The organism is Kocuria tytonis, assembly GCF_003226895.2.
In the GTDB taxonomy this organism is placed as follows: domain Bacteria; phylum Actinomycetota; class Actinomycetes; order Actinomycetales; family Micrococcaceae; genus Kocuria; species Kocuria tytonis.
The window spans coordinates 19,678-38,843 of record NZ_PNJG02000004.1; the positions used below are offsets into that span (position 1 = coordinate 19,678).

Annotated in this window: 16 protein-coding genes and 2 tRNA genes; 7 read left to right on the top strand and 11 right to left on the bottom strand. The window is 70.8% G+C overall.

The genetic code is table 11. The annotated features are described in order from the left end of the window. Positions 1-22: 22 nt before the first annotated feature. Positions 23-703, bottom strand: a complete 681-nt coding sequence (locus C1C97_RS10335) for a response regulator transcription factor (RefSeq protein ID WP_110920106.1) — start codon at positions 701-703, stop codon at positions 23-25. Beyond that, complete coding sequence (locus C1C97_RS10340; RefSeq protein ID WP_110920105.1) at positions 700-1,893, bottom strand: sensor histidine kinase; 1,194 nt, start codon at positions 1,891-1,893, stop codon at positions 700-702. Before C1C97_RS10340 ends, C1C97_RS10335 begins: the two co-directional genes overlap by 4 nt. 212 nt (positions 1,894-2,105) lie before the next feature. Here C1C97_RS10340 and phoU point away from each other — a divergent pair, with 212 nt between their 5' ends. After that, positions 2,106-2,804, top strand: a complete 699-nt coding sequence (gene phoU, locus C1C97_RS10345) for a phosphate signaling complex protein PhoU (RefSeq protein WP_121031712.1) — start codon at positions 2,106-2,108, stop codon at positions 2,802-2,804. A gap of 78 nt (positions 2,805-2,882) precedes the next feature. On the opposite strand, the gene C1C97_RS10350 is transcribed toward phoU, so the two are convergent. After that, the gene (locus C1C97_RS10350) at positions 2,883-3,641 is read right to left on the bottom strand and encodes a phosphoglyceromutase (protein WP_110920103.1); all 759 of its coding nucleotides are present in this window, start codon (positions 3,639-3,641) and stop codon (positions 2,883-2,885) included. A gap of 65 nt (positions 3,642-3,706) precedes the next feature. Between C1C97_RS10350 and C1C97_RS10355 the strand changes: the two genes are divergently transcribed. Then, entirely contained in the window at positions 3,707-4,507 is an 801-nt protein-coding gene (locus tag C1C97_RS10355) for a class I SAM-dependent methyltransferase (RefSeq protein ID WP_110920102.1), read from the top strand. Between the two features lie 192 nt (positions 4,508-4,699). Here C1C97_RS10355 and C1C97_RS10360 read toward each other — a convergent pair whose 3' ends face one another. Together C1C97_RS10360 and C1C97_RS10365 are read right to left on the bottom strand one after the other, a co-directional pair. Next, entirely contained in the window at positions 4,700-5,050 is a 351-nt protein-coding gene (locus tag C1C97_RS10360) for a DUF2516 family protein (protein WP_121031714.1), read from the bottom strand. A gap of 9 nt (positions 5,051-5,059) precedes the next feature. Continuing rightward, complete coding sequence (locus C1C97_RS10365) at positions 5,060-6,190, bottom strand: trans-sulfuration enzyme family protein (RefSeq protein WP_121031716.1); 1,131 nt, start codon at positions 6,188-6,190, stop codon at positions 5,060-5,062. A 106-nt stretch (positions 6,191-6,296) separates the two neighbouring features. Here C1C97_RS10365 and tmk point away from each other — a divergent pair, with 106 nt between their 5' ends. From tmk to C1C97_RS10385, 4 genes are all read left to right on the top strand, one after another. Beyond that, positions 6,297-6,953 (top strand): dTMP kinase, encoded by a 657-nt coding sequence (gene tmk, locus C1C97_RS10370; protein ID WP_233542882.1) that lies wholly within the window; start codon positions 6,297-6,299, stop codon positions 6,951-6,953. After that, a complete protein-coding gene (locus C1C97_RS10375; protein WP_110920098.1) occupies positions 6,950-8,077 on the top strand; it encodes a DNA polymerase III subunit delta' in 1,128 nt (375 codons plus the stop codon). The genes tmk and C1C97_RS10375 overlap by 4 nt, the downstream gene beginning before the upstream one ends. Positions 8,078-8,119: 42 nt before the next feature. After that, positions 8,120-9,697, top strand: coding sequence for an alpha/beta hydrolase (locus tag C1C97_RS10380; RefSeq protein WP_121031719.1), 1,578 nt, complete (start codon positions 8,120-8,122; stop codon positions 9,695-9,697). A 101-nt stretch (positions 9,698-9,798) separates the two neighbouring features. Then, positions 9,799-9,874: transfer RNA gene (locus tag C1C97_RS10385), tRNA-Thr, on the top strand. Between the two features lie 260 nt (positions 9,875-10,134). On the opposite strand, the gene C1C97_RS10390 is transcribed toward C1C97_RS10385, so the two are convergent. The 6 genes from C1C97_RS10390 to C1C97_RS10415 all read right to left on the bottom strand — a co-directional run bounded on the left by C1C97_RS10390 (position 10,135) and on the right by C1C97_RS10415 (position 18,806). Next, positions 10,135-12,807, bottom strand: coding sequence for an HAD-IC family P-type ATPase (locus tag C1C97_RS10390; protein WP_121031721.1), 2,673 nt, complete (start codon positions 12,805-12,807; stop codon positions 10,135-10,137). A 203-nt stretch (positions 12,808-13,010) separates the two neighbouring features. Continuing rightward, positions 13,011-14,117 carry a glycosyltransferase gene (locus tag C1C97_RS10395; protein WP_121031723.1) on the bottom strand — a complete coding sequence of 369 codons (1,107 nt, stop codon included), beginning with the start codon at positions 14,115-14,117 and terminating at the stop codon, positions 13,011-13,013. Positions 14,118-14,518: 401 nt separating this feature from the next. Beyond that, positions 14,519-15,097 carry a hypothetical protein gene (locus C1C97_RS12730; RefSeq protein ID WP_110920094.1) on the bottom strand — a complete coding sequence of 193 codons (579 nt, stop codon included), beginning with the start codon at positions 15,095-15,097 and terminating at the stop codon, positions 14,519-14,521. A gap of 52 nt (positions 15,098-15,149) precedes the next feature. Next, positions 15,150-15,374 carry a YbdD/YjiX family protein gene (locus tag C1C97_RS10405; RefSeq protein ID WP_121031725.1) on the bottom strand — a complete coding sequence of 75 codons (225 nt, stop codon included), beginning with the start codon at positions 15,372-15,374 and terminating at the stop codon, positions 15,150-15,152. Further along, positions 15,374-17,659 (bottom strand): carbon starvation CstA family protein, encoded by a 2,286-nt coding sequence (locus tag C1C97_RS10410; RefSeq protein ID WP_233542883.1) that lies wholly within the window; start codon positions 17,657-17,659, stop codon positions 15,374-15,376. The genes C1C97_RS10405 and C1C97_RS10410 overlap by 1 nt, the downstream gene beginning before the upstream one ends. Before the next feature lie 163 nt (positions 17,660-17,822). Beyond that, entirely contained in the window at positions 17,823-18,806 is a 984-nt protein-coding gene (locus tag C1C97_RS10415; protein WP_121031727.1) for an NAD(P)H-quinone oxidoreductase, read from the bottom strand. Between the two features lie 252 nt (positions 18,807-19,058). Here C1C97_RS10415 and C1C97_RS10420 point away from each other — a divergent pair. After that, positions 19,059-19,146, top strand: a tRNA-Ser gene (locus tag C1C97_RS10420). The last annotated feature ends 20 nt before the right edge of the window (positions 19,147-19,166 follow it).

Genomic DNA, 19,166 nt, shown 5'->3' on the forward strand with positions numbered 1-19,166 from the left:
CCGTCGCGACCGCCGGTCCCGGTCAGGGCTCGAACTTGTAACCCAGTCCCCGCACGGTCACGATGTGCTGCGGGGCGGAGGGGTCCGGCTCCACCTTGGAGCGCAGCCGTTTGATGTGCACGTCCAGGGTCTTGGTGTCCCCCACGTAGTCGGATCCCCACACGCGGTCGATGAGCTGACCGCGCGTGAGCACCCGGCCGGCGTTGCGCAGCAGCATCTCGAGCAGCTCGAACTCCTTGAGGGGCATGGCCACGACCTCACCGGCAACGTGGACCACGTGCCGCTCCACGTCCATGCGCACGGGGCCCGCCGAGACGGTGGCGGTGATGAGCTCCTCGGGTTCCGCGCGGCGTCGCAGCACGGCACGGATCCGCGCCACGAGTTCGCGGGACGAGTACGGCTTGGTGACGTAGTCGTCCGCGCCGAGCTCGAGTCCCAGCACCTTGTCGATCTCCGCGTCCTTGGCCGTGAGCATGATGATCGGGACGTTCGAGCGCTGCCGGATCTGCTTGCACACCTCCGTGCCGGACTGCCCCGGCAGCATGAGATCCAGCAGGACCAGGTCGGCCCCGGAGCGGTCGAACTCCGTCACCGCACTGATCCCGTCCGCCACGACAGTGACGTCGAAGCCCTCCCGGCCCAGGAGGTAGGCCAGGGGGTCGCTCAGGGACTCCTCGTCCTCGACCATGAGAATCTGGGTCACGCGCGCTCCTCCACTCGGTGGTTACGGTGCGCACCGCTGGAACGCGGTGGCTCTTGCTGGTCCTCTGGGTCCTCCATGGGCGGGAGCACCAGGGTGAAGGTGGAGCCCCGGCCGGGCTGCGACCACACGGAGACCTCCCCGCCGTGCTGCGCCATGACGTGCTTGACGATGCTCAGCCCCAGCCCGGTGCCGCCGGTCTGCCGGGACCGGGCACTGTCCACGCGGTAGAAGCGCTCGAAGATCCGCTCCTGCTCGGCCTCGGAGATCCCGGGGCCCTGGTCCGTGACGGTGATCTGCGCCATGCCGCCCCGCTCCCGCAGCCCCACGCCCACCCGGGTGTGCTCGGGGGAGTACCGCACCGCGTTGTCGATCAGGTTGCGCACCGCGGTCACGAGCATGTCCGGATCCCCGAACACCGGCGCCTCGATCCGACCGCCCACCCTGATGTCGATGTGCCTGGTCTGCGCGGCCAGCCTGCTGCGGTCCACGGCCTCCCCCACGGCGCGGTTGAGGTCCACGGCGGTGCCCTTGGCCACCACGTCCGTGCCCTGCAGCCGGGAGAGCTCGATGATGTCCTGCACGAGCGCGCTCAGCCGCATGGACTCGCGTTGCAGACTCGCGGCGAAGTGGCGCACGGAGTCCTGGTCCGCGGCGGCGTCCTCGATGGCCTCCGAGAGCAGACTGATGGCGCCCACGGGGGTCTTGAGCTCGTGGGAGACGTTGGCCACGAAGTCATTGCGGATGGACTGGGCGCGCACGATCTCGGTCTGATCGTCCGCGAGCAGCAGGATGTACTCGTCCGCGATGGTGACCACCCTGATGTCCAGCACGATCGACCCGCGCTGCAGCTGCCCGCGGGTGAGTTCGAGACGCTTCTCCTCCACGACGCCGTTGCGGCGGGTCCGGCGGATCATGTCCAGCAGGTCCTGGTGCACCACGGTGTGCCCCCGGACGATCCCGTACGCGTATGCCGCCGGCGATGCCCGGACGACACCGTCCACACCGTCCACCACCACGTAGGCGAGCCCCAGCGCCGCGAGGATCTCCGCGGTGCCCTCGGGCAGAGTGGGCTCCTGGACGTCCGCGAACGAGTGCCGACGGCGCTGACTGACCCGCACGGCGATCAGACCGCTGATGCCGAGCAGAAAGCCGATGAACCCGGCCAGCAGGGCAATCGTCGTCTCGCTCACGGTGTCAGCTTAGACGCCTCCGCGTCCCGGCAGCCCTGCGCGGGACCCCGGTTCAGCCAACGTTCATCTGTGGATGGCGGTTCGTTCACGCCGGCCTGTGACCCTGGTGAGGCGTGTGCGGATTCATCGTTCCGCTGACCCGGCGGACCCCGACCCGTTCGAGACGCGTAAGCTACGGGACCAAGAATTGCCGTGAACGAAAGGACGCCCCTGTGCGTAAGGTTTTCCAGGCTGAGCTCCACCAGGTCGGCGAGGAGCTGATCCAGATCGCCACGCTCGTGCAGCAGGCACTGGGCAGCGCCCGGACCGCTTTCCTCGACGCCGACATCCAGCTGGCCGAGGAGGTCATCTCCAACGACGCCCGCATCGACTTCCTGCAGAACGATCTCGACGAGCGCTCCATCGACATCCTGGCCCTGCAGGCCCCAGTGGCCTCGGACCTGCGCATGATCGTGGGCGCGCTGCGCATGAGCGCCTCCCTGGAGCGCATGGGGGACCTGGCGCGCCACCTGGCGCAGCTCGCGCGGCTGCGCTTCCCCGAGCCCGTCCTGCCCGCGTCCATGCGGGGTCACTTCGAGGAGATGTTCGACATCGACCTCAAACTGATCACCCGCATGATCTCCGTGCTCGAGGACCGGGACATCAGCGAGGCGGACGAGATCTTCGCACTGAAGTCCCACCTGAACATGAAGCACCAGCAGGTCTTCGAGATGCTCGCGGACCCCAGCTGGGACTCCTCCGTTCCCACCGCCGTGGACGTCACGCTGGCCTCACGCTACCTGGAGCGCATCGGCGACCACGGGGTCTCCGTGGCCCGCAAGGTCTCCTACCTCGTGACCGGCGACTGGGCTCCGGTCACGGAGAGCCGTCCCACCGGTCACGGCCCCATCGGCACCGACGCCGGCGAGTGAGCTGACGGGTCCCGCCACCACCCATGACGAATCCCCCGCCTCAGCGAGGCGGGGGATTCGTCATGCCGGGAACCGGGCCTACTTCTTGCCCTGGTTGGCCACGGCCTTGATGGACTCTGCGGCGGCGTCCGGATCCAGGTAGCGCCCGCCGGCGGTCACGGGCTTGAAGTTCTGGTCCAGCTCGTAAAACAGTGGGATGCCCGTGGGGATGTTGAGCCCGGCGATGTCGTCGTCGGAGATCCCGTCCAGGTGCTTGACGAGCGCGCGCAGCGAGTTGCCGTGGGCGGCCACGAGGACGGTCCTGCCGGCCTTGAGGTCCGGGACGATCTGCTCGTCCCAGTACGGCAGGAAACGCTCCAGGACGTCCTTGAGGCACTCCGTGCGGGGCAGGTTCGCCACGTCCGCGTAGCGCGGATCCCCGGCCTGGGACCACTCGGAGGAGTCCTCCAGCTCGGGCGGCGGCGTGTCGTAGGAGCGGCGCCAGGTCATGAACTGCTCCTCGCCGTACTCCTCGCGGATCTCGGCCTTGTTCTTGCCCTGCAGCGCGCCGTAGTGGCGTTCGTTGAGGCGCCAGGAGCGCTTGACGGGGATCCAGAGGCGGTCCGCGGCGTCCAGCGCGAGGTTGGCCGTGTTCATGGCGCGGCGCAGCAGGGAGGTGTGGACCACGTCCGGCAGCAGCTGGTTCTCCGCGATCAGTTCACCGCCCCGGGCGGCCTCGCCGCGGCCCTTGTCCGTGAGGGGAACGTCCACCCAGCCGGTGAACAGGTTCTTCTCGTTCCACTCGGACTGACCGTGACGCAGGAGGATGAGCTTGTGGGTAGCTGAATCGTTAGCCATGCCGCCATTGTTCCACCCCGGTGGGCACGGCGGAACGCGTGACGCGCGCCGGATACAGTGTCCGTGTGCCAGCCCAGACCCGCCCCGTGGGGGCCATCACCCGTGGCACCACCAACCCCAACCGGTTGCGGCGCGCCGACCGCTATCTCACCGGGGTGCTCGCCCCCCTCCTGCGCGCGGCCGAGGACCCCCTGCTCGTGGACCTGGGCTTCGGCGCGGCACCCATCACCACGGTGGAGCTGTGGGAACGCGCTCGCACCGTCCGCCCGGACGTGGAGCTGGTGGGGATCGAGATCGACCCGGACCGTGTGGCTGCCGCCCGCGGCCACGCCCGCCCGGGGCTGTCCTTCCGGCGCGGGGGCTTCGAGATCCCCACGGAGCCGCGCTCCCCCGTGTTCGTGCGCGCCTTCAACGTCCTGCGGCAGTACCCGGTGCAGGAGGTTCCCGCGGCCTGGGAGCTCGCGTGCTCGCGGCTCGCGCCCGGCGGGGTGCTCATGGACGGCACGTGCGATGAGATCGGCCGCCTGGCCACGTGGCTGTGCTGCACGGTGCGAAGACCGCAGACCTTCACGGTGAGCATGCGCCCGGGGTCCTTCCGCGTGCCGTCGGACGTGGCCGCCCGACTGCCCAAGATCCTGATCCACCGCAACGTGCCCGGGGAGCGGATCCACGACTTCCTCACCGCGGCCGACGCCGCCTGGCTCGCCAACGCCCCGCTCTCACCGTTCGGTGCGCGGCAGCGGTGGAGCGCGATGTGCCGGGACCTGAAGGCGGCGGGCTGGCCGGTGCTGCACGGGCCCCGCCGCTGGCGGCTCGGTGAGGTGAGTGTGCCGTGGGAGGCGGTGGCGCCGTCGTCGTGGGACTGAGGTGTGCTGGGAGCCGTTCCTGCGCCGACCGGTCCGATGGACGCGTGGTGGTGGAGGGGGCTGTGCCGGAGCCCGCGGCCGTTCCCGGGGCACGCGGTGGACGCGTCCTGACGATCGGGCCGCGCGGCTGAGCCCACGTCCCTCTCCGGCCCTGAGGCCCCTACCGGCCGGTGGCGCGGAGGGCTCGGCCGCTCACCAGTGCCCGGGGTTCTTGGACTCCCCGGACACCGCGGGACGCACGTCCGCGAGGTACACGCCGGCGATGGTGGCCGCGATGAGCATGAGGATCAGGGAACCGGTGCCCGGGACCCCCAGCTGCACGAGGCCCAGGGTGGAGGTGATCGCGCTGAACACGGAGACCACCGCAGCACCTCCCGTGAGCGCGAGCCAGAAGGTCTTGGTGCGCTTCCAGGCGCGCTCGAACTGCACGGCGGAACGCCGCAGGCAGTCGAACACGGCGAGCAGGGCCAGCACCGCCACCACCAGGGTGATGGCGTAGTCCAGGTAGTTCGCCAGTACCAGGGCCCACGGGAATGAAGTCACGGGGCCAGTCTACCGATCCGCGAGCGCGTCGAGTCCCGCGCGCAGGTCTTCCCACAGGTCCTCGACGTTCTCGATCCCCACGGACAGCCGCAGCATGTTCTCCGGGACGCTGCGGGGCTCGTCATGGTGCCGGCGGCGCCGTTCGATGAGGGATTCCACACCGCCGAGGGACGTGGCGGGCGTCCACACGCCCAGGTGCGAGACGAGATCCTCGACCGCGGCGGCGTCGGCACGGGGAACTACCGAGAGCACCGACCCGAACCCGCCCGTCATCTGGGCGGCCGCACGCTCGTGACCGGGGTCCCCGGGCAGCCCCGGGTAGCGGACCTGCATCACGGCGGGGTGCTGCTCGAGCCGGCGGGCGAGCTCCGCGGCGCCGGCCATGGACCGTTCCACGCGCACCGCCAGGGTGCGGACACCGCGCAGGGCGAGCCAGGCCTCGAACGGGCCGGGGATCGCGCCCTCGAGCGTCCGCTGCGCATGAAGCCGCTCCCGCAGCCCGGCCGTGGCGCACACCAGGGCACCCAGGAGGACGTCCGAGTGCCCCGCGAGGTACTTCGTGGCGGAGTGCACCACGAGATCGGCTCCCAGGTCCAGGGGCTGCTGCAGCAGCGGGGTGGCGAAGGTGTTGTCCACGCATGTGAGCACGCCCCGCTCGCGGGCGCCCGCCAGCAGCGCCGGGAGGTCCGCGATCTCCAGCATGGGATTGGTGGGACTCTCGATCCAGAGCACGTCCGCGCCGTCGAGGGCGGCCAGGGTGGCGCGCGTGTCCGCCACGTCCACGGTGCGCACCGAGAAGATCCCACGTTCCTGCCACCGCCGCGCGAGCTGCATGCTGCCCTGATAGCTGTGCCGGGGCAGCACGAGCGTTCCGCCCACGGGGACCAGGGTGAGGGCCGCCGCGACCGCCGCCATGCCCGAGGCGTAGGACAGCGCGGGGCACGGGGCGTTCTCCAACCGGGCGAGAACGTCCTCGAACGCCTCCCACGTGGGATTCGTCAGACGCGCGTAGGAGCGGTCCTCCGCCGTCACCGCGCCCGTTCCCCGGTACGTGGACGTGAGCACCACGGGGGGATTGACGGGTGCGTCGTGGACGTGCTCGGGGCGTCCACCGGCCACCACCACAGTGTCTTTGTGCATGCTTCCCACCCTAGCCGGGCCGCCGGGCGCACCACCGTGCGGAGCGCCCTGCCCAGCCGCGGGGGCAACGGCCGTGGCTGTCGGGCCCGCTCGCTACAGTGGTGGCGTGAAACAACCAGCGCGCGGGGTCCTCATCGTGTTCGAAGGCGGTGACGGCGCCGGGAAGTCCACCCAGGTCACGGCGCTCGCGCGCTCCCTGCGGGAGGCGGGGCACACGGTCACGTGCACCCGCGAACCGGGGGGCACGGCGCTGGCGGAATCGGTGCGCGCGCTCGTGCTGGATCCCGCCCACGCCCCGGTGTCCGCGGCCACCGAGGCCCTACTGTTCGCCGCCGCGCGGGCGGACCACGTGGCCCGGCTGATCCGCCCCGCCCTGGAGCGCGGCGAGATCGTGGTGTGCGACCGCTTCGTGGACTCGTCCGCGGCCTACCAGGGCGCCGGTCGCGGGCTCGGCACCGGCCACGTCCTGGAACTGAACCAGTGGGCGCTGCAGGGCCTCGTCCCGGACCTCACCGTGGTGCTGGACGTGGATCCGGCCACCGCCGAGGCACGACGCCGCGGTCGCGGGGCGGCCGCGGACCGGATGGAATCCGAGACCCGCGCCTTCCACGACGCCGTCAACGCCGCCTTCCGCGAGCTCGCGCACCGCGCCCCGTCCCGCTACCTCGTGCTGGACGCCTCGGACTCCGCGGCCGGGATCACCCGCGCCGTGTCCGCGCGCGTGACCCCTCTGCTCCCCACCCCGGACGGAGCAGCGCGATGAGCGTCTGGGACGAGGTCGTGGGCCAGCCGCGCGTGGTCGAGCAGCTGCAGCGTGCGGCCCGGGACGCGAACCCCACCCACGCGTGGCTGTTCACCGGTCCGCCCGGATCGGGGCGCTCCACCGCCGCGCGTGCGCTGGCGGCCGCCCTGCTGTGCGAGCACGGCACGGGGTGCGGGCAGTGCCACGCGTGCCGCACCGCCTTCGCCGGCACGCACGCGGACGTCACCAACTTCGCGACCGAGAACCCCCAGATCAGCATCGAGGAAGCGCGTGAGCTCGTGGTCCGCGCCCAGGACCGCCCCTCCGTGGGGTCCTGGCGGATCATGATCGTGGAGGACGCGGACCGGATGACGGAGCGCACCTCCAACGTGATGCTCAAGAGCATCGAGGAGCCACCGCCGCACACCATCTGGCTGCTGTGCGCCCCCTCCCCCATGGACGTGCTCGTGACCATCCGCTCCCGGTGCCGCGCGGTGACCCTCAAGGTGCCCTCCCCCGAGGACGTGGCCCGGTTGCTCGTGGCCCGGCACGGCGTCTCCGAGCGGCGTGCCGTGGAGTGCGCCCGGCTCGCGCAGTGCCACGTGGGCGTGGCCACCCGGCTCGCCTTGTACGACGACGCCCGCACCCGTCGGCAGGAGGTCGTCTCCCTTCCCCTGTCCATGCGGGGTGTCACGCAGGCGGTGCGGGCGGCGGACCGGCTGCACCGGCTCGCGGTGGACGAGTCCGCCGCGGACGCGGAGGCGCGCAATGACGAGGAGCGCGCCCAGTTGCTGGTGTCCATGGGTGCCCCGGAGACGGGACGGGTGCCCCCCGCCATCAGGGGTGCCCTGAACCGGTTGGAGGCGGACCAGAAACGGCGCTCGCGCCGCATCCAGACCGACACCCTGGACCGGTTCCTGATCGATCTCACCACCTTCTACCGGGACGTGCTGAGCGTGCAGCTCGATACCGGGATGCCGCTGATCAACCTGCACCTCGGTGAGCAGATCCACGGTTACGCCACCAACACCTCCGCCGAGCAGACCCTGCACAAGATCGACGTGATCAGCGAGACCCGGCGCCGCATCCGCACCAACGTGAGCGCGCAGCTCGCGTTCGAGGCCATGATGGTCTCGATCGTCTGATCCCCGGGATCAGCTCCCCGTCTGCTTCCCCGAGAGGTTGCCGTGAAACGCTCCGTCCCCCGCCGCGCGCTGGTCCTGGTGTGCGCCGCCGCCCTGGCCCTGTCCGCGTGCTCGAACGGCGGGTCCCCCGGCCGGTCGGAGGCGCAGGGCGGCGCGGACCCGGACGTCACCGCGAGCGCCGATCCGGCCTTGGCGCGGTACTACACCCAGTCCCCGCAGTGGGGGGACTGCTCCACCACCGGTGACGAGCAGCAGTTTCCCCACGGCACGGAGTGCGCCGGGATCACGGTGCCCGTGGACTACGCGAAGCCCTCGGGCGGGGACACCACGGTGCAGATCGCCCGCCTGAAGGCCACGGGGTCCGATCCCCAGGGCGCCCTGTTCCTGAACCCCGGCGGTCCGGGTGGATCCGGTGTGGACATGATGGCCTCCGCGGACTACTTCACCTCCGCGGACGTGCGCAGGAACTACGACCTCGTGGGCTTCGACCCCCGCGGGGTGGGCCGCTCCGACGGCATCCGCTGCCTCTCGGACCGGGAGCTGGACGAGTGGCGGGCGGAACCCGCGTTCGATCCGCAGAAGGAGTCCCTGGCCGAGCTCCGCACCAGTTCGCGGGAGATCGGCGAGAAGTGCCACGAGCACTCCTCGGCCGTGGTCTCCCACATGGACACGCAGAGCGTGGCCCGGGACCTGGACGTGCTGCGGGCCGCGCTGCGGCAGTCCGCCACGCACTACCTGGGTTTCTCCTACGGCACCGAGATCGGCGCCACCTACGCGCACCTGTTCCCCGCGCGGACCGGTCGGATGATCCTGGACGGCGCGGTCGACCCCCTCCGGGACGAGCGCTCGGCTTCCCTGGCGCAGGCCGAGGGGTTCGAGGACAACCTGCGTCACTTCGTGGCGGACTGCCAGGAGACCACGAGGGGCTGCGCCGTGGCCGGCGACGGCGTGGATGCGGGGATGGACAAGATCCGGCGTCTGCTGCGCACCGTGGCCGAGGGGCGGACCAGGACCTCCGACGGCCGCACCGTCACCGCGACCAACGCCTTGGAGGGGATCCTGGTCCCCCTGTACTCCACCACCGGCTACCCCCAGCTGAACTCGGCCCTGCAGCAGGCGTTCGACGGCAAGGCGGATGCGCTCATGGCATTCTCGGACTCCAACCACGGGCGGGACTCCTCCGGGAAGTACACCTCCAACGTCTCCATGGCCTTCACCGCGGTGAGCTGCCTGGACTCCTCCGTGGCCGAGGTCACGGACGAGCAGATGGCCCAGGCCGCCCGCGAGATGTCCCGGCGGGCCCCCACGTTCGGCCCCTACCTGGGCTACGGCGCGGCCGCGTGCCAGGGGTGGCCGGACAAGCCCGTGAAACCGCTCCCGGACTACCACGCGGACGTGACGACCCCGGTGATGGTCATCGGCACCACCCACGATCCCGCCACTCCCTACGCGTGGGCGAAGTCGCTGAGCGCGCAGCTCGGGGACGCACGGCTGCTGACCTACGAGGGCTACGGGCACACTGCCTACACCTCCGGGGACCGCTGCGTGTCCGAGGCCGTGGACCGGTATCTCCTGGACGGGGTCCTCCCCGACGACGGCACCACGTGCGGGCAGAGCTGACCTGCGTGAGCACCCGCTGAACCCCCTGCGCTGATTGGTGGTGCCGGACCGGCATCTGATACTGTTTCGGCGTGTATCTGGGGTGTTCGCACCCCGGTCACGCCGCCTTAGCTCAGTCGGTAGAGCGATTCACTCGTAATGAATAGGTCGCCGGTTCGATTCCGGCAGGCGGCTCCACGGAAGCCCCGTCACCGTTCGGTGACGGGGCTTCTCCCGTTGCGTCCCGGGCCGCGCGGAGCCGGGGCTTCCTGCGCCGATCCTCGAGCCGCGCGGACTCGGAGGGATCTCCTTCCTCGGCCGAGTCCCGCTCTGAGCTCCACGGACCCCTCGGAGAGCGGCTCGCCGGACAGCGGCTCTGGGACAGCGGTTGGCCGGAGGGCTGCGACCCCGGTGGCGTCAGTCACACCCCGGGGCCGGTGGCTCCGCGCGAACCCGACTCACCGGTGGGTTCTCGCGGCTCGGAGGGCCCTCTGGTCCGCCTCGTGGGCGGCCGGCTGGCGGCGACGCAGCCACAGGGTGTGCACCCGGAAGTTGATCTCCACCAGGACGGATCCCACCGCCGCAATGGCCAGGGCCGCCCAGAACAGGGAGGCGTGGGGCAGCTCGAACTGGTGGTACGTCAGGGAGAGCGGGATCACCAGGACCAGCACGAGGCCGGCGTACATGGCCAGCACCAGGGCCAGCCGCACGAGGGTCAGCGGGCGGGAACCCACGCACAGCACCCACAGTCCCACGAGGACCAGCACCATGAAGCTCGAGGTCTGGAACGCCCGGGTGGTGGCCGCCGGATCCACGGTGCGCTCGTAGAAGTTCAGTCCCACCACGCACAGGGTCACGATCGCCGCGCTCGGCAACGCGAAGTGCAGGGCCCGCCGCAGGTACCCGGAGACGTAGCGGCGGGTGTTGGGCAGCATGGTCAGGACGAACGACGGCGCACCGATCATGAGCGCATCCGCGGTGGAGTACTGGCGCGGCAGGAACGGGAACGTCCACGCGAGCAGACCCAGGACCACCCCCATGAGCACCGCGAAGCCGGTCTTGGTCAGGAACAGGTTGGTGACGCGCTCGATGTTGGCGATGATCCTCCGCCCCTCGGCGAGCACCGCGGGCAGCCGGGAGAACTGGCCGTCCAGCAGCACAAGGCGGGACAAGGCCTTGGTCGCGGGAGCGGCGTTGCCCATGGCGATGCCCAGGTCCGCGTGCTTGAGCGCGAGTGCGTCGTTGATGCCGTCGCCCGTCATGGCCACCACGTGACCGGCCTCCTGCAGGCCCACCACCATGTTCTTCTTCTGGTGCGGGGACACCCTCCCGAACACGCTGTGCTCCAGCGCCGCCCGGCGCAGCTCCTCGCCGTCCTCGGGCAGCCGACTGGCGTCCACCGCCCCCTGGGAGACGTCCATGCCCGCGATGCCCGCGGCCGCGGCAACGGTGGCGGGGTTGTCCCCCGAGAAGACCTTGAGGTCGATGCCCTGCTCCACGAAGTACGCGAGCGTCTCCCGGGCGTCGGAGCGCACCTGTTCGCAGAACGTCAGGAGCAGCTGCGGCTCGAGGTCCGCCGGGAGCTGCTGCGCGGCGCGCGCCTGTCCGCCCTCCTCCGTGCCGCCCTGCAGCACCAGGTGCGGCGCGTGAGACAGCACCATGGTGCGCATCCCCGCCGCCGCCAGCCGCTGGGCACGCTCTCGCGCGGCCCGGTGCTCGGGGGCCGCGAGCAGCGCCTCCGGGGCACCCAGGAGCCAGGCACCCGAATCCGCGAACTCCACGCCCGAGAAGCGGTTGGCGGACGAGAACGCCAGCACCGCCACGGGGGGACCCGGGTGGGGATGCCCGAACCCCTCGGCCAGGGCCGCCGCGGTGGGATTCGCGTGGGGGTCGGCCCCGAACCACCCCAGGGCGGCCGCGGCCTCTGGGGCGGGTGCCATGATGTCGGCGTCCCCGTGGTCCGCCCCGTTCCCCGCCGCGTCGTCGACGGCGCGGGGCTCGCTCTCGGGGCGGGCTGCGGCGTCGTCCGCGGTGGGCCCTGCTGCCGCACGAGGCGCGGCGGCACCGGAGGACCCGGCCGCCGCGGGAGACCCGTCACTGGCCGGGAGCAGCGGGCGCGCGGCGTCGAACGAGACCCCGCCCTCCGTGAGAGTGCCGGTCTTGTCGAAGCACACCGTGTCCACCCGCGCCAGGACCTCCACCGCGGGCTGCTCCTGGATCAGGACCTCGTCACGGGCGAGCTTGACCGCGGCCACCGCGAAGCTGATGGTGGTCATCAGCGCCAGACCCTGCGGGATCATGGAGGCCACCGAGGACACGGACGCCACCAGGGCATCCTCCCAGCTCCCCGTGGCGATCGCCCGCTCCCAGCCACCGGCCGCACGCATCTGACCGTTGAGCACCACGACGATGATGGGGATCAGCGCAATGGTCAGCCACCTCACCACACGCCCCAGGGACTCCCGCAGCTCGGAGCGGATGGGCGCGAACTGCCGGGCCTCGTTCGCGAGCTTGGACGCGTGGGACCTGTCCCCCACCGCCGTGACCCGCACCCTGCCGGAACCGCTGACCACGCTCGACGCGGAGAGCACCGCGTCCCCCGCGCGCTTCACCACGGGGTCGTTCTCACCGGTCAGCAGGGACTCGTCCAGGTCCAGGCCGGCCGCCTCGAGCACCACCGCATCCGCGGGCACCTGGTCCCCGCGGGACAGCAGCAGGACGTCGTCGAGGACGATGTCCTCCAGCGGCACCCGCACGATCTCCCCGTCGCGCAGCACCCGGGCGGGGTCGCGCCGCAGCAGGGCGATCCTGTCCAGCTGGCGCTTGGCGGAGAACTCCTGGACGAACCCGATGACCACGTTGCTCAGCGCCGCGAGACAGAACAGCAGGTCCAGCCAACGCCCCAGCACGATGATGACCGCGGCGCACAGCCCCAGCACCAGGTTGAACAGCGTGAACACGTGCGTGCGGGTGATGGCCCAGACGCTGCGGGACGTGGTGGTGGAGGCCGCGTTCGTGAGTCCGAGGGCCGTGCGCTCCGCAACCCCATCTTGGGAGAGACCCTCCCGGACCATGATGCCGTCTTCGGCCCTCTGCGGCCTTTTCGGCGGGGTCAGGGTCCGCTGGGACATTGCGCTCCTCGGGGTGGGCTCGAATTGGTCCTCAGTCTATGGGCACCACTCCACCGAATGGCCGCACTTCCACGGGATCGCCTCGTGGGGTACCTCGCACGATCCCGAGGTCCCGTGCGGCGGGACGCGGGTCAGCAACCGTGCGCGCGGTCCGCCATCGTCCGCCATCGTCCGCAACCGTGGCATGGTGGCACTGCCCGCGGTCATCGTGCGCCGACACGCGCCAGGGACCTTGCCTCCTCGTAGAGAGCATTGAGCTGTTCCACCACGGCGTCGACGCCATACCGGGCTCTGATCTCCCGCGCGAGCTCCTGCGGGGAAGCCATGCCCTCACCGTCGACGACCTCCATGACCGCGCGAGCATAATCCTGAGCGGAGCGGGTGTGCACCAGGCGGCCGTTCGAGTCGGTGACGAAGTCGCGCTGCCCGCCACGGTCCCCCATGACCACGGGGCAACCGGCAGCCAGCGCCTCCGCGGCCGCCACGCAGAACGTCTCGGATTTCGTGGGGAGCACGAAGACATCCGCTCGCGCCAGGTCCTGCTGCACACCTGCGGGCTCCCGGAACCCGTTGAACGTCACGAAGGGCGCCACGCCGAGGGAAGCGGCCAGCTCCTCGCACGTCTGGAGCAACGGCCCGGTGCCGTCCCACGTGAGGGAGGCCCGCACACCGCGCTCCCGCAGCCATGAGACCGTCTCAACAGCCACCAGGGGGCCCTTTCGTGGAATGAGCGAACCCACCGAGACGAGTTCGATCTCATCCGGGTTCCGTGGGGCGCGTTCCGGAGACCCCCCGAAGTCCACCACATTGCCGAGAGCGCGCACCCGCCCGGTTCTGGCGAAGGCCGTGAGCGTCTCGTTCATGAGTGAGCTCACCCCTGTGACGAGAGTGGGCAGCCGCAGTACGTGACGCAGCCAGGCCGCTCGCTCCCACCACCGGTTGACGGTGTCCGGGTACAGCACGCCGTTCCAGTGTTCCGTGTGCACCCACGGGCGACCGAACACCGCAGGGGCAGCAACCAGCGCAGAGGAGAACGCCATGGTGTGGACCACATCCGAGAAGTTCGCCCACCGCCGGATCTCCCGCACCGCGCGCACCATGGACAGGGGTTTCCTGGGGTCGAAGCCCACGCGGGTCACGCGTACCCCGTTGAAGACCTCCTCCGTGACGGCGGCCCCGCTCATGAGTCGGACGTGGACCACGTGCACGTCGTGGTCACGGTTGATGGCGGCGACGTGCCGGGGCACGAAAGGGGTTGCTCCGGGGTCCTCCGGACTCGGATACCAGGTGGTCACAACGAGAATGCGCACGGGTCCACTTTAGTCATGGGCCCGATCTGAGATCGGTACCGTTCCCCAGCGGGTGCCCGACCCGCCCGTGCCCCACGGGCCGGGAAAGCGACCCCGGGTGGCGAGGATCGGGGCGCCGCCCTGCGATGTCCCAGACATGCGTCTCACCGTCCGGCTGGCCGGCCGAAACCATGCCCTCCATCGGCGTGTCTCGAATCGGCAACAATCCACCGTGGAGCTTCCACCGTGCAACAGCGTTTTATCACATTGGATGTGAGGGTCGCGGTCCTAATGGCCGGACATCTCGCAACAGGGGACGCAATACTGCCCCGGAGGCTCATCGTGTCGACCGGTCGGTCCAAGGGCGGAGGATCCTCCGGGGCACTGTGCATCCCAGTGCCGGTCTCCAGCTCAGCCCGGTGTCAGAACCGGCTGCTCGCGTGGCTGGCCATGAGCTCCTCCGCCGCCGCCACGTACTCCGCCACCACCGCCGAACGCCGGCGGATCGATCCCACACCCGCTGAGGACGACTCCGGGTGCTCGGGGGCGCCCGCGGCGTCGGCACCCGCCACGGGTCGGGTCGGGGAGTTCCGCGCGGGAGTGCCCGGCGCCCCGGCGGGCCCCGCGTGCCCCGTCCCCTGTGCCGTGAAACGGGCCATGGTCAGGGCCTCGGCGGTCTGGGCCATCGCGTTGCCCGCCCGGGAGAGCTGACGGTGCACGTCCGAGAGGTACCCGGACGTGGAGTGCGGGATGTCCTGGGTCTGGGAAGGCGCCCGTCCGTGGGCTTCCATGCACACGGCGCGCACGCGCGGCAGCAGGTCCGCGAGCTCGTTGGCCAGGGGGACCGCGGCGGCGCGCAGCTCGGGGTCCCGCACGGACTCGAGGATCTGGTGGTAGCGGTCCAGACCGCGCTTGAAGCGGTCGTGCGCGCGGCGCCAGACGCCCTCACCCAGCTCGCGCTCGTCCCGACGCGTGGCCCTGTACTCACCGAAGAAACCCACCGATACCCCTCTCCCGATACGCCGCCCGCGGGCGGCGGTCCATGCTACCGCGTCAGCAGCAGCGACCCTCGGGGTGGGCGTCCTGCCAGTCCTGGTAGTCCCGCCAGAACTCGCGCTCCGTCATGGGCTCCGCCTCGCTGCCCGTGGCCCGGTGGTACTGCAGGTAGCGCTCGTACCTGTCCGCGCCGAGCACCCCGTTGCCGAAGCGCACGGCCGCACGCCACCAGGCCCCGACCAGCGCGAGCGCGGGGACCGGGTGCTGTGCCGGACCGGGCATCAGTGGTGCCCGCCGCCCGTGGGTGTGCGCTGCTCGAGCGGCAGCGCCTCCCACTGCGTCATGAGGGCCTTCTCCGACGGCGTGGCACCCAGCCCCGACGGCGCGTAGATCCGGGACTCCACGAACGGGTCCTCGTGGGTCCGGCGCTCGTGCCCGCGCAACGCTTTGACCGTCTCGATCGCGGCCATGACCACCACGACGATGGTGAGCACCACGAACAGCACGGACAGCGTGCCCTGCACGAAGGTGTTGCGCACCACCGCCTCCATGGCCGCCACGGTCTTGGCAGTGCCGAAGCTCTCCTTGCCCTGGGCCAGCGCATCCTTGAACGCGACGTGGTTGGCCCAATACCCCACCTTGGGGTCGGAGGAGAAGATCTTCTGCCACGAGCCGGTGACGGTCACCACCACGTCGAACACGAGCGGCACCAGGATGATCCACAGGTGCTTGAACCGGCGCAGGTTCGCGGCGATGGCCAGGCACACGGCCAGGGCGATCGCCGCGAGCAGCTGGTTGGCGATGCCGAACAGCGGGAAGAACGTGTTGATCCCGCCCAGCGGGTCGGTGACACCCAGGATCAGGATGGAACCCCACCCGGCCACCATGATCGCCGTGGTGAGCCACGCACCGGCACGCCAGTTCACGTCACGGAACTTCGGGAAGAAGTTGCCCAGGGTGTCCGTGAGCATGAACCGGGCCACACGGGTGCCGGCGTCCACGGCGGTGAGGATGAACAGCGCCTCGAACATGATGGCGAAGTGGTACCAGAAGCTCATCATGGAGGCCCCGCCGAACCACTGGTGCATGATGTGCGATAGGCCGACCGCCAGGGTGGGAGCACCGCCCGTGCGGGAGACGATGGTCTCCTCCCCCACGGCGTCCGCGGTGCCCTGCAGCAGCTCAGGGGTTACGTGCACGCCGGAGAGCCCCAGCGAGTTCACGAACGCGGCCGCGCCCTCCACGGTCCCCATGGTGGCAGCGGGGGACGCGTTCATCGCGAAGTAGATGCCGCGGTCGATGGACACGGCCGCCACGAGCGCCATGATGGCCACGAAGGACTCCATGAGCATGCCGCCGTAGCCGATGAACCGGGCCTGGCGCTCCTTCTCGATCATCTTGGGGGTGGTGCCGGAGGCGATCAGCGCGTGGAAGCCGGAGAGCGCACCGCACGCGATGGTCACGAACAGGAAAGGGAACAGCGAACCCGTGAAGGAGGGCCCGTCCGTGCGGCTCGCGAACTCGCTGACCGCGGGCACCGTGATCTCGGGGCGGACCACCACGATGGCGGCGGCGAGCAGCACGATGGTGCCCACCTTCATGAACGTGGAGAGGTAGTCGCGCGGGGAGAGCAGCAGCCACACGGGCAGCACGGCGGCCACGAAGCCGTAGCCGATCACGCACCACGCCAGGGTCACGCGGTCCAGGGTGAACAGCTGGGCGCCGAGCTCGGTGTCCGCGACCCAGCCGCCGCCCACGATGGCCACCATGAGCAGCACGAAGCCGATGACGGAGACCTCCATGACCTTGCCCGGACGGAGGTAGCGAAGGTAGACACCCATGAACAGGGCGATCGGGATGGTCATCCCCACGGAGAACACGCCCCAGGGGGATTCGCCCAGGGCGTTGACCACCACGAGCGCGAGGATGGCCACGATGATGACCATGATGGTGAGCGTCGCGACGATCGCGGCGTAGCCGCCCACCACGCCCAGCTCCTCGCGGGCCATCTGACCGAGCGAGCGCCCGCCGCGGCGCATGGAGAAGAACAGCACCAGGTAGTCCTGGACCGCGCCCGCCAGGATGACGCCCACGATGATCCAGATGGTGCCCGGAAGGTAGCCCATCTGCGCGGCCAGCACCGGGCCCACGAGCGGACCGGCTCCCGCGATCGCGGCGAAGTGGTGGCCGTACAGCACCCGCCGGTCGGTGGGCAGGTAGTCCTTGCCGTTGGCGTGGTACTCCGCCGGGGTGGCCCGCCGGTCGTCCGGGCGGGTCAGCTTCGCCTCGATGAACTTGGCGTAGAAGCGGTACGCGATGAAGTAGCTGCACACCGCGGCGAACACGAACCAGATGGCGTTGATGGACTCCCCGCGTGCGAACGCGATCATGGCCCAAGCCACCGCCCCGAGCAGGGCGATGCCCACCCACAGCGCGATCCGCAGGGGCGTCCAGCGGGTCTGCTCGCGCTCCAGGACCTCGGGGTCCACGTGGTTGGGAGGCAGCTCTGCGTGCCCCTCCGCTGCGGGCCGGGGCGCGCCCGACGGCTGGTGGTGTGTGGTGCTCATGGGAAGGCTCCGGGTCTCGTGCCAACACGCTGGATCCCGCGTGTGATTGCGGACACGAGTCTATGCGAGGCGGGCCACCCGCCCGGGCCCGCCCCGCCCATCCGCTGCAACCACCGCAGTCGGCTCCCGGTGCGTCGTGAGCTCACGGCACCGCACGGCCGGTTCACACGGTCAGCAGCACCTTGCCCACGTGCGAGCCGCTGTCGAAGTACTCGTGCGCCTGGCGCACCTGCTTCAGGGGGAACGTGCGGGACACGAGGGGCCGGACCTCGCCGGAGGCCAGCAGCGGCCACACGTACTCGCGCACCGCGGCCATGATGCGGGCTTTCTCTTGCCCGGAGCGTGCCCGCAGGGTGGTGCCGATGACCGCGGCGCGCTTCTGCAGCAGCTGCCCCACGTTCAGCTCCCCCTTGACCCCGCCCTGCATGCCGATGATCACGATCCGACCGTTCGTGGCCACGGCGTCGAGGTTGGGGCCCAGGTACTTGGCGCCCACCACGTCCAGGATCACGTCCGCGCCGCGGCCGTCGGTGAGCTCGCGGACGCGCTCCACGAAGTCCTCGTCCTTGTAGTTGACGGCGGTGGCGCCCAGCTCGGTCACCACCTGCGCCTTCTCGGCACTGCCCACGGTGGCCAGGACCGTCATGCCCAGCGCCCGCGCCACCTGGATGGCGTGCGTGCCGATGCCGCCCGCACCGCCGTGCACCAGTAGGGTCTCGCCCTCGCGGGCCGCGGCCGCCATGAACACGTTGGAGAACACCGTGGCGGCCACCTCCGGCAGTCCCGCCGCCGCCACCGGGTCCACGCCCTCGGGCAGGGGGAGCACCTGCTGCCACGGGGCCACCACCCGTTCCGCGTACCCGCCGGAGTCCACGAGGGCGACCACGCGGTCCCCCACGCCGAAGCCCGCCGTCTCCGGGACGTTCTGCCCCAACGCGGTCACGGTCCCGGATACCTCCAGTCCGAACACGTCCGTGGCATCCGGGGGCACGGGGTAGTTGCCCTGCCGCTGCAGGACGTCCGCGCGGTTCAGGCCCGCGGCGGTCACCGCGATCATCACGCCGTCATCGCCCAGCTGCGGCTCCGTCACGTCGGTGATCTCCAGGACCTCGGGTCCTCCGGCTCGCAGATCTCGTACGGCACGCATGGCTGTTCCTCTCACTCGTCGGCTCGGTCGTCCTCATCTTCCCGCCGCCCCGCGCGCACGCGCCAGCGGACGACGCCGCTGTTCCCGCCTGGCGGACACCGCACCGCTGTCCGGCGGCGCGCTCCGGTGCCGTCGAACCGGTCGGGGGCAGCGGCGTCGTCACCGCGGCACGGCGCACTGGCACCCCGAGCGCGGGGCGTGGAATAATGGCCGATCGTGCGCGCCGAGCCGAACGTTCCGCGGCGCACGCAGGGAAGGTTGTCCGAGCGGCCTAAGGAGCTGGTCTTGAAAACCAGTGTGCGGTGACCCCGTACCAAGGGTTCAAATCCCTTACCTTCCGCGCGTTCGAGAGCCCCCGCT

Coding starts and splice junctions, on each gene's coding strand:
- C1C97_RS10350 (WP_110920103.1), bottom strand. CDS start 3,641: ATGGCTAACGATTCAGCTACCCACAAGCTCATCCTCCTGCGTCACGGT.
- C1C97_RS10365 (WP_121031716.1), bottom strand. CDS start 6,190: ATGCACAAAGACACTGTGGTGGTGGCCGGTGGACGCCCCGAGCACGTC.
- C1C97_RS10375 (WP_110920098.1), top strand. CDS start 6,950: ATGAGCGTCTGGGACGAGGTCGTGGGCCAGCCGCGCGTGGTCGAGCAG.
- C1C97_RS10390 (WP_121031721.1), bottom strand. CDS start 12,807: ATGTCCCAGCGGACCCTGACCCCGCCGAAAAGGCCGCAGAGGGCCGAA.
- C1C97_RS10405 (WP_121031725.1), bottom strand. CDS start 15,374: ATGCCCGGTCCGGCACAGCACCCGGTCCCCGCGCTCGCGCTGGTCGGG.
- C1C97_RS10410 (WP_233542883.1), bottom strand. CDS start 17,659: ATGAGCACCACACACCACCAGCCGTCGGGCGCGCCCCGGCCCGCAGCG.
- C1C97_RS10415 (WP_121031727.1), bottom strand. CDS start 18,806: ATGCGTGCCGTACGAGATCTGCGAGCCGGAGGACCCGAGGTCCTGGAG.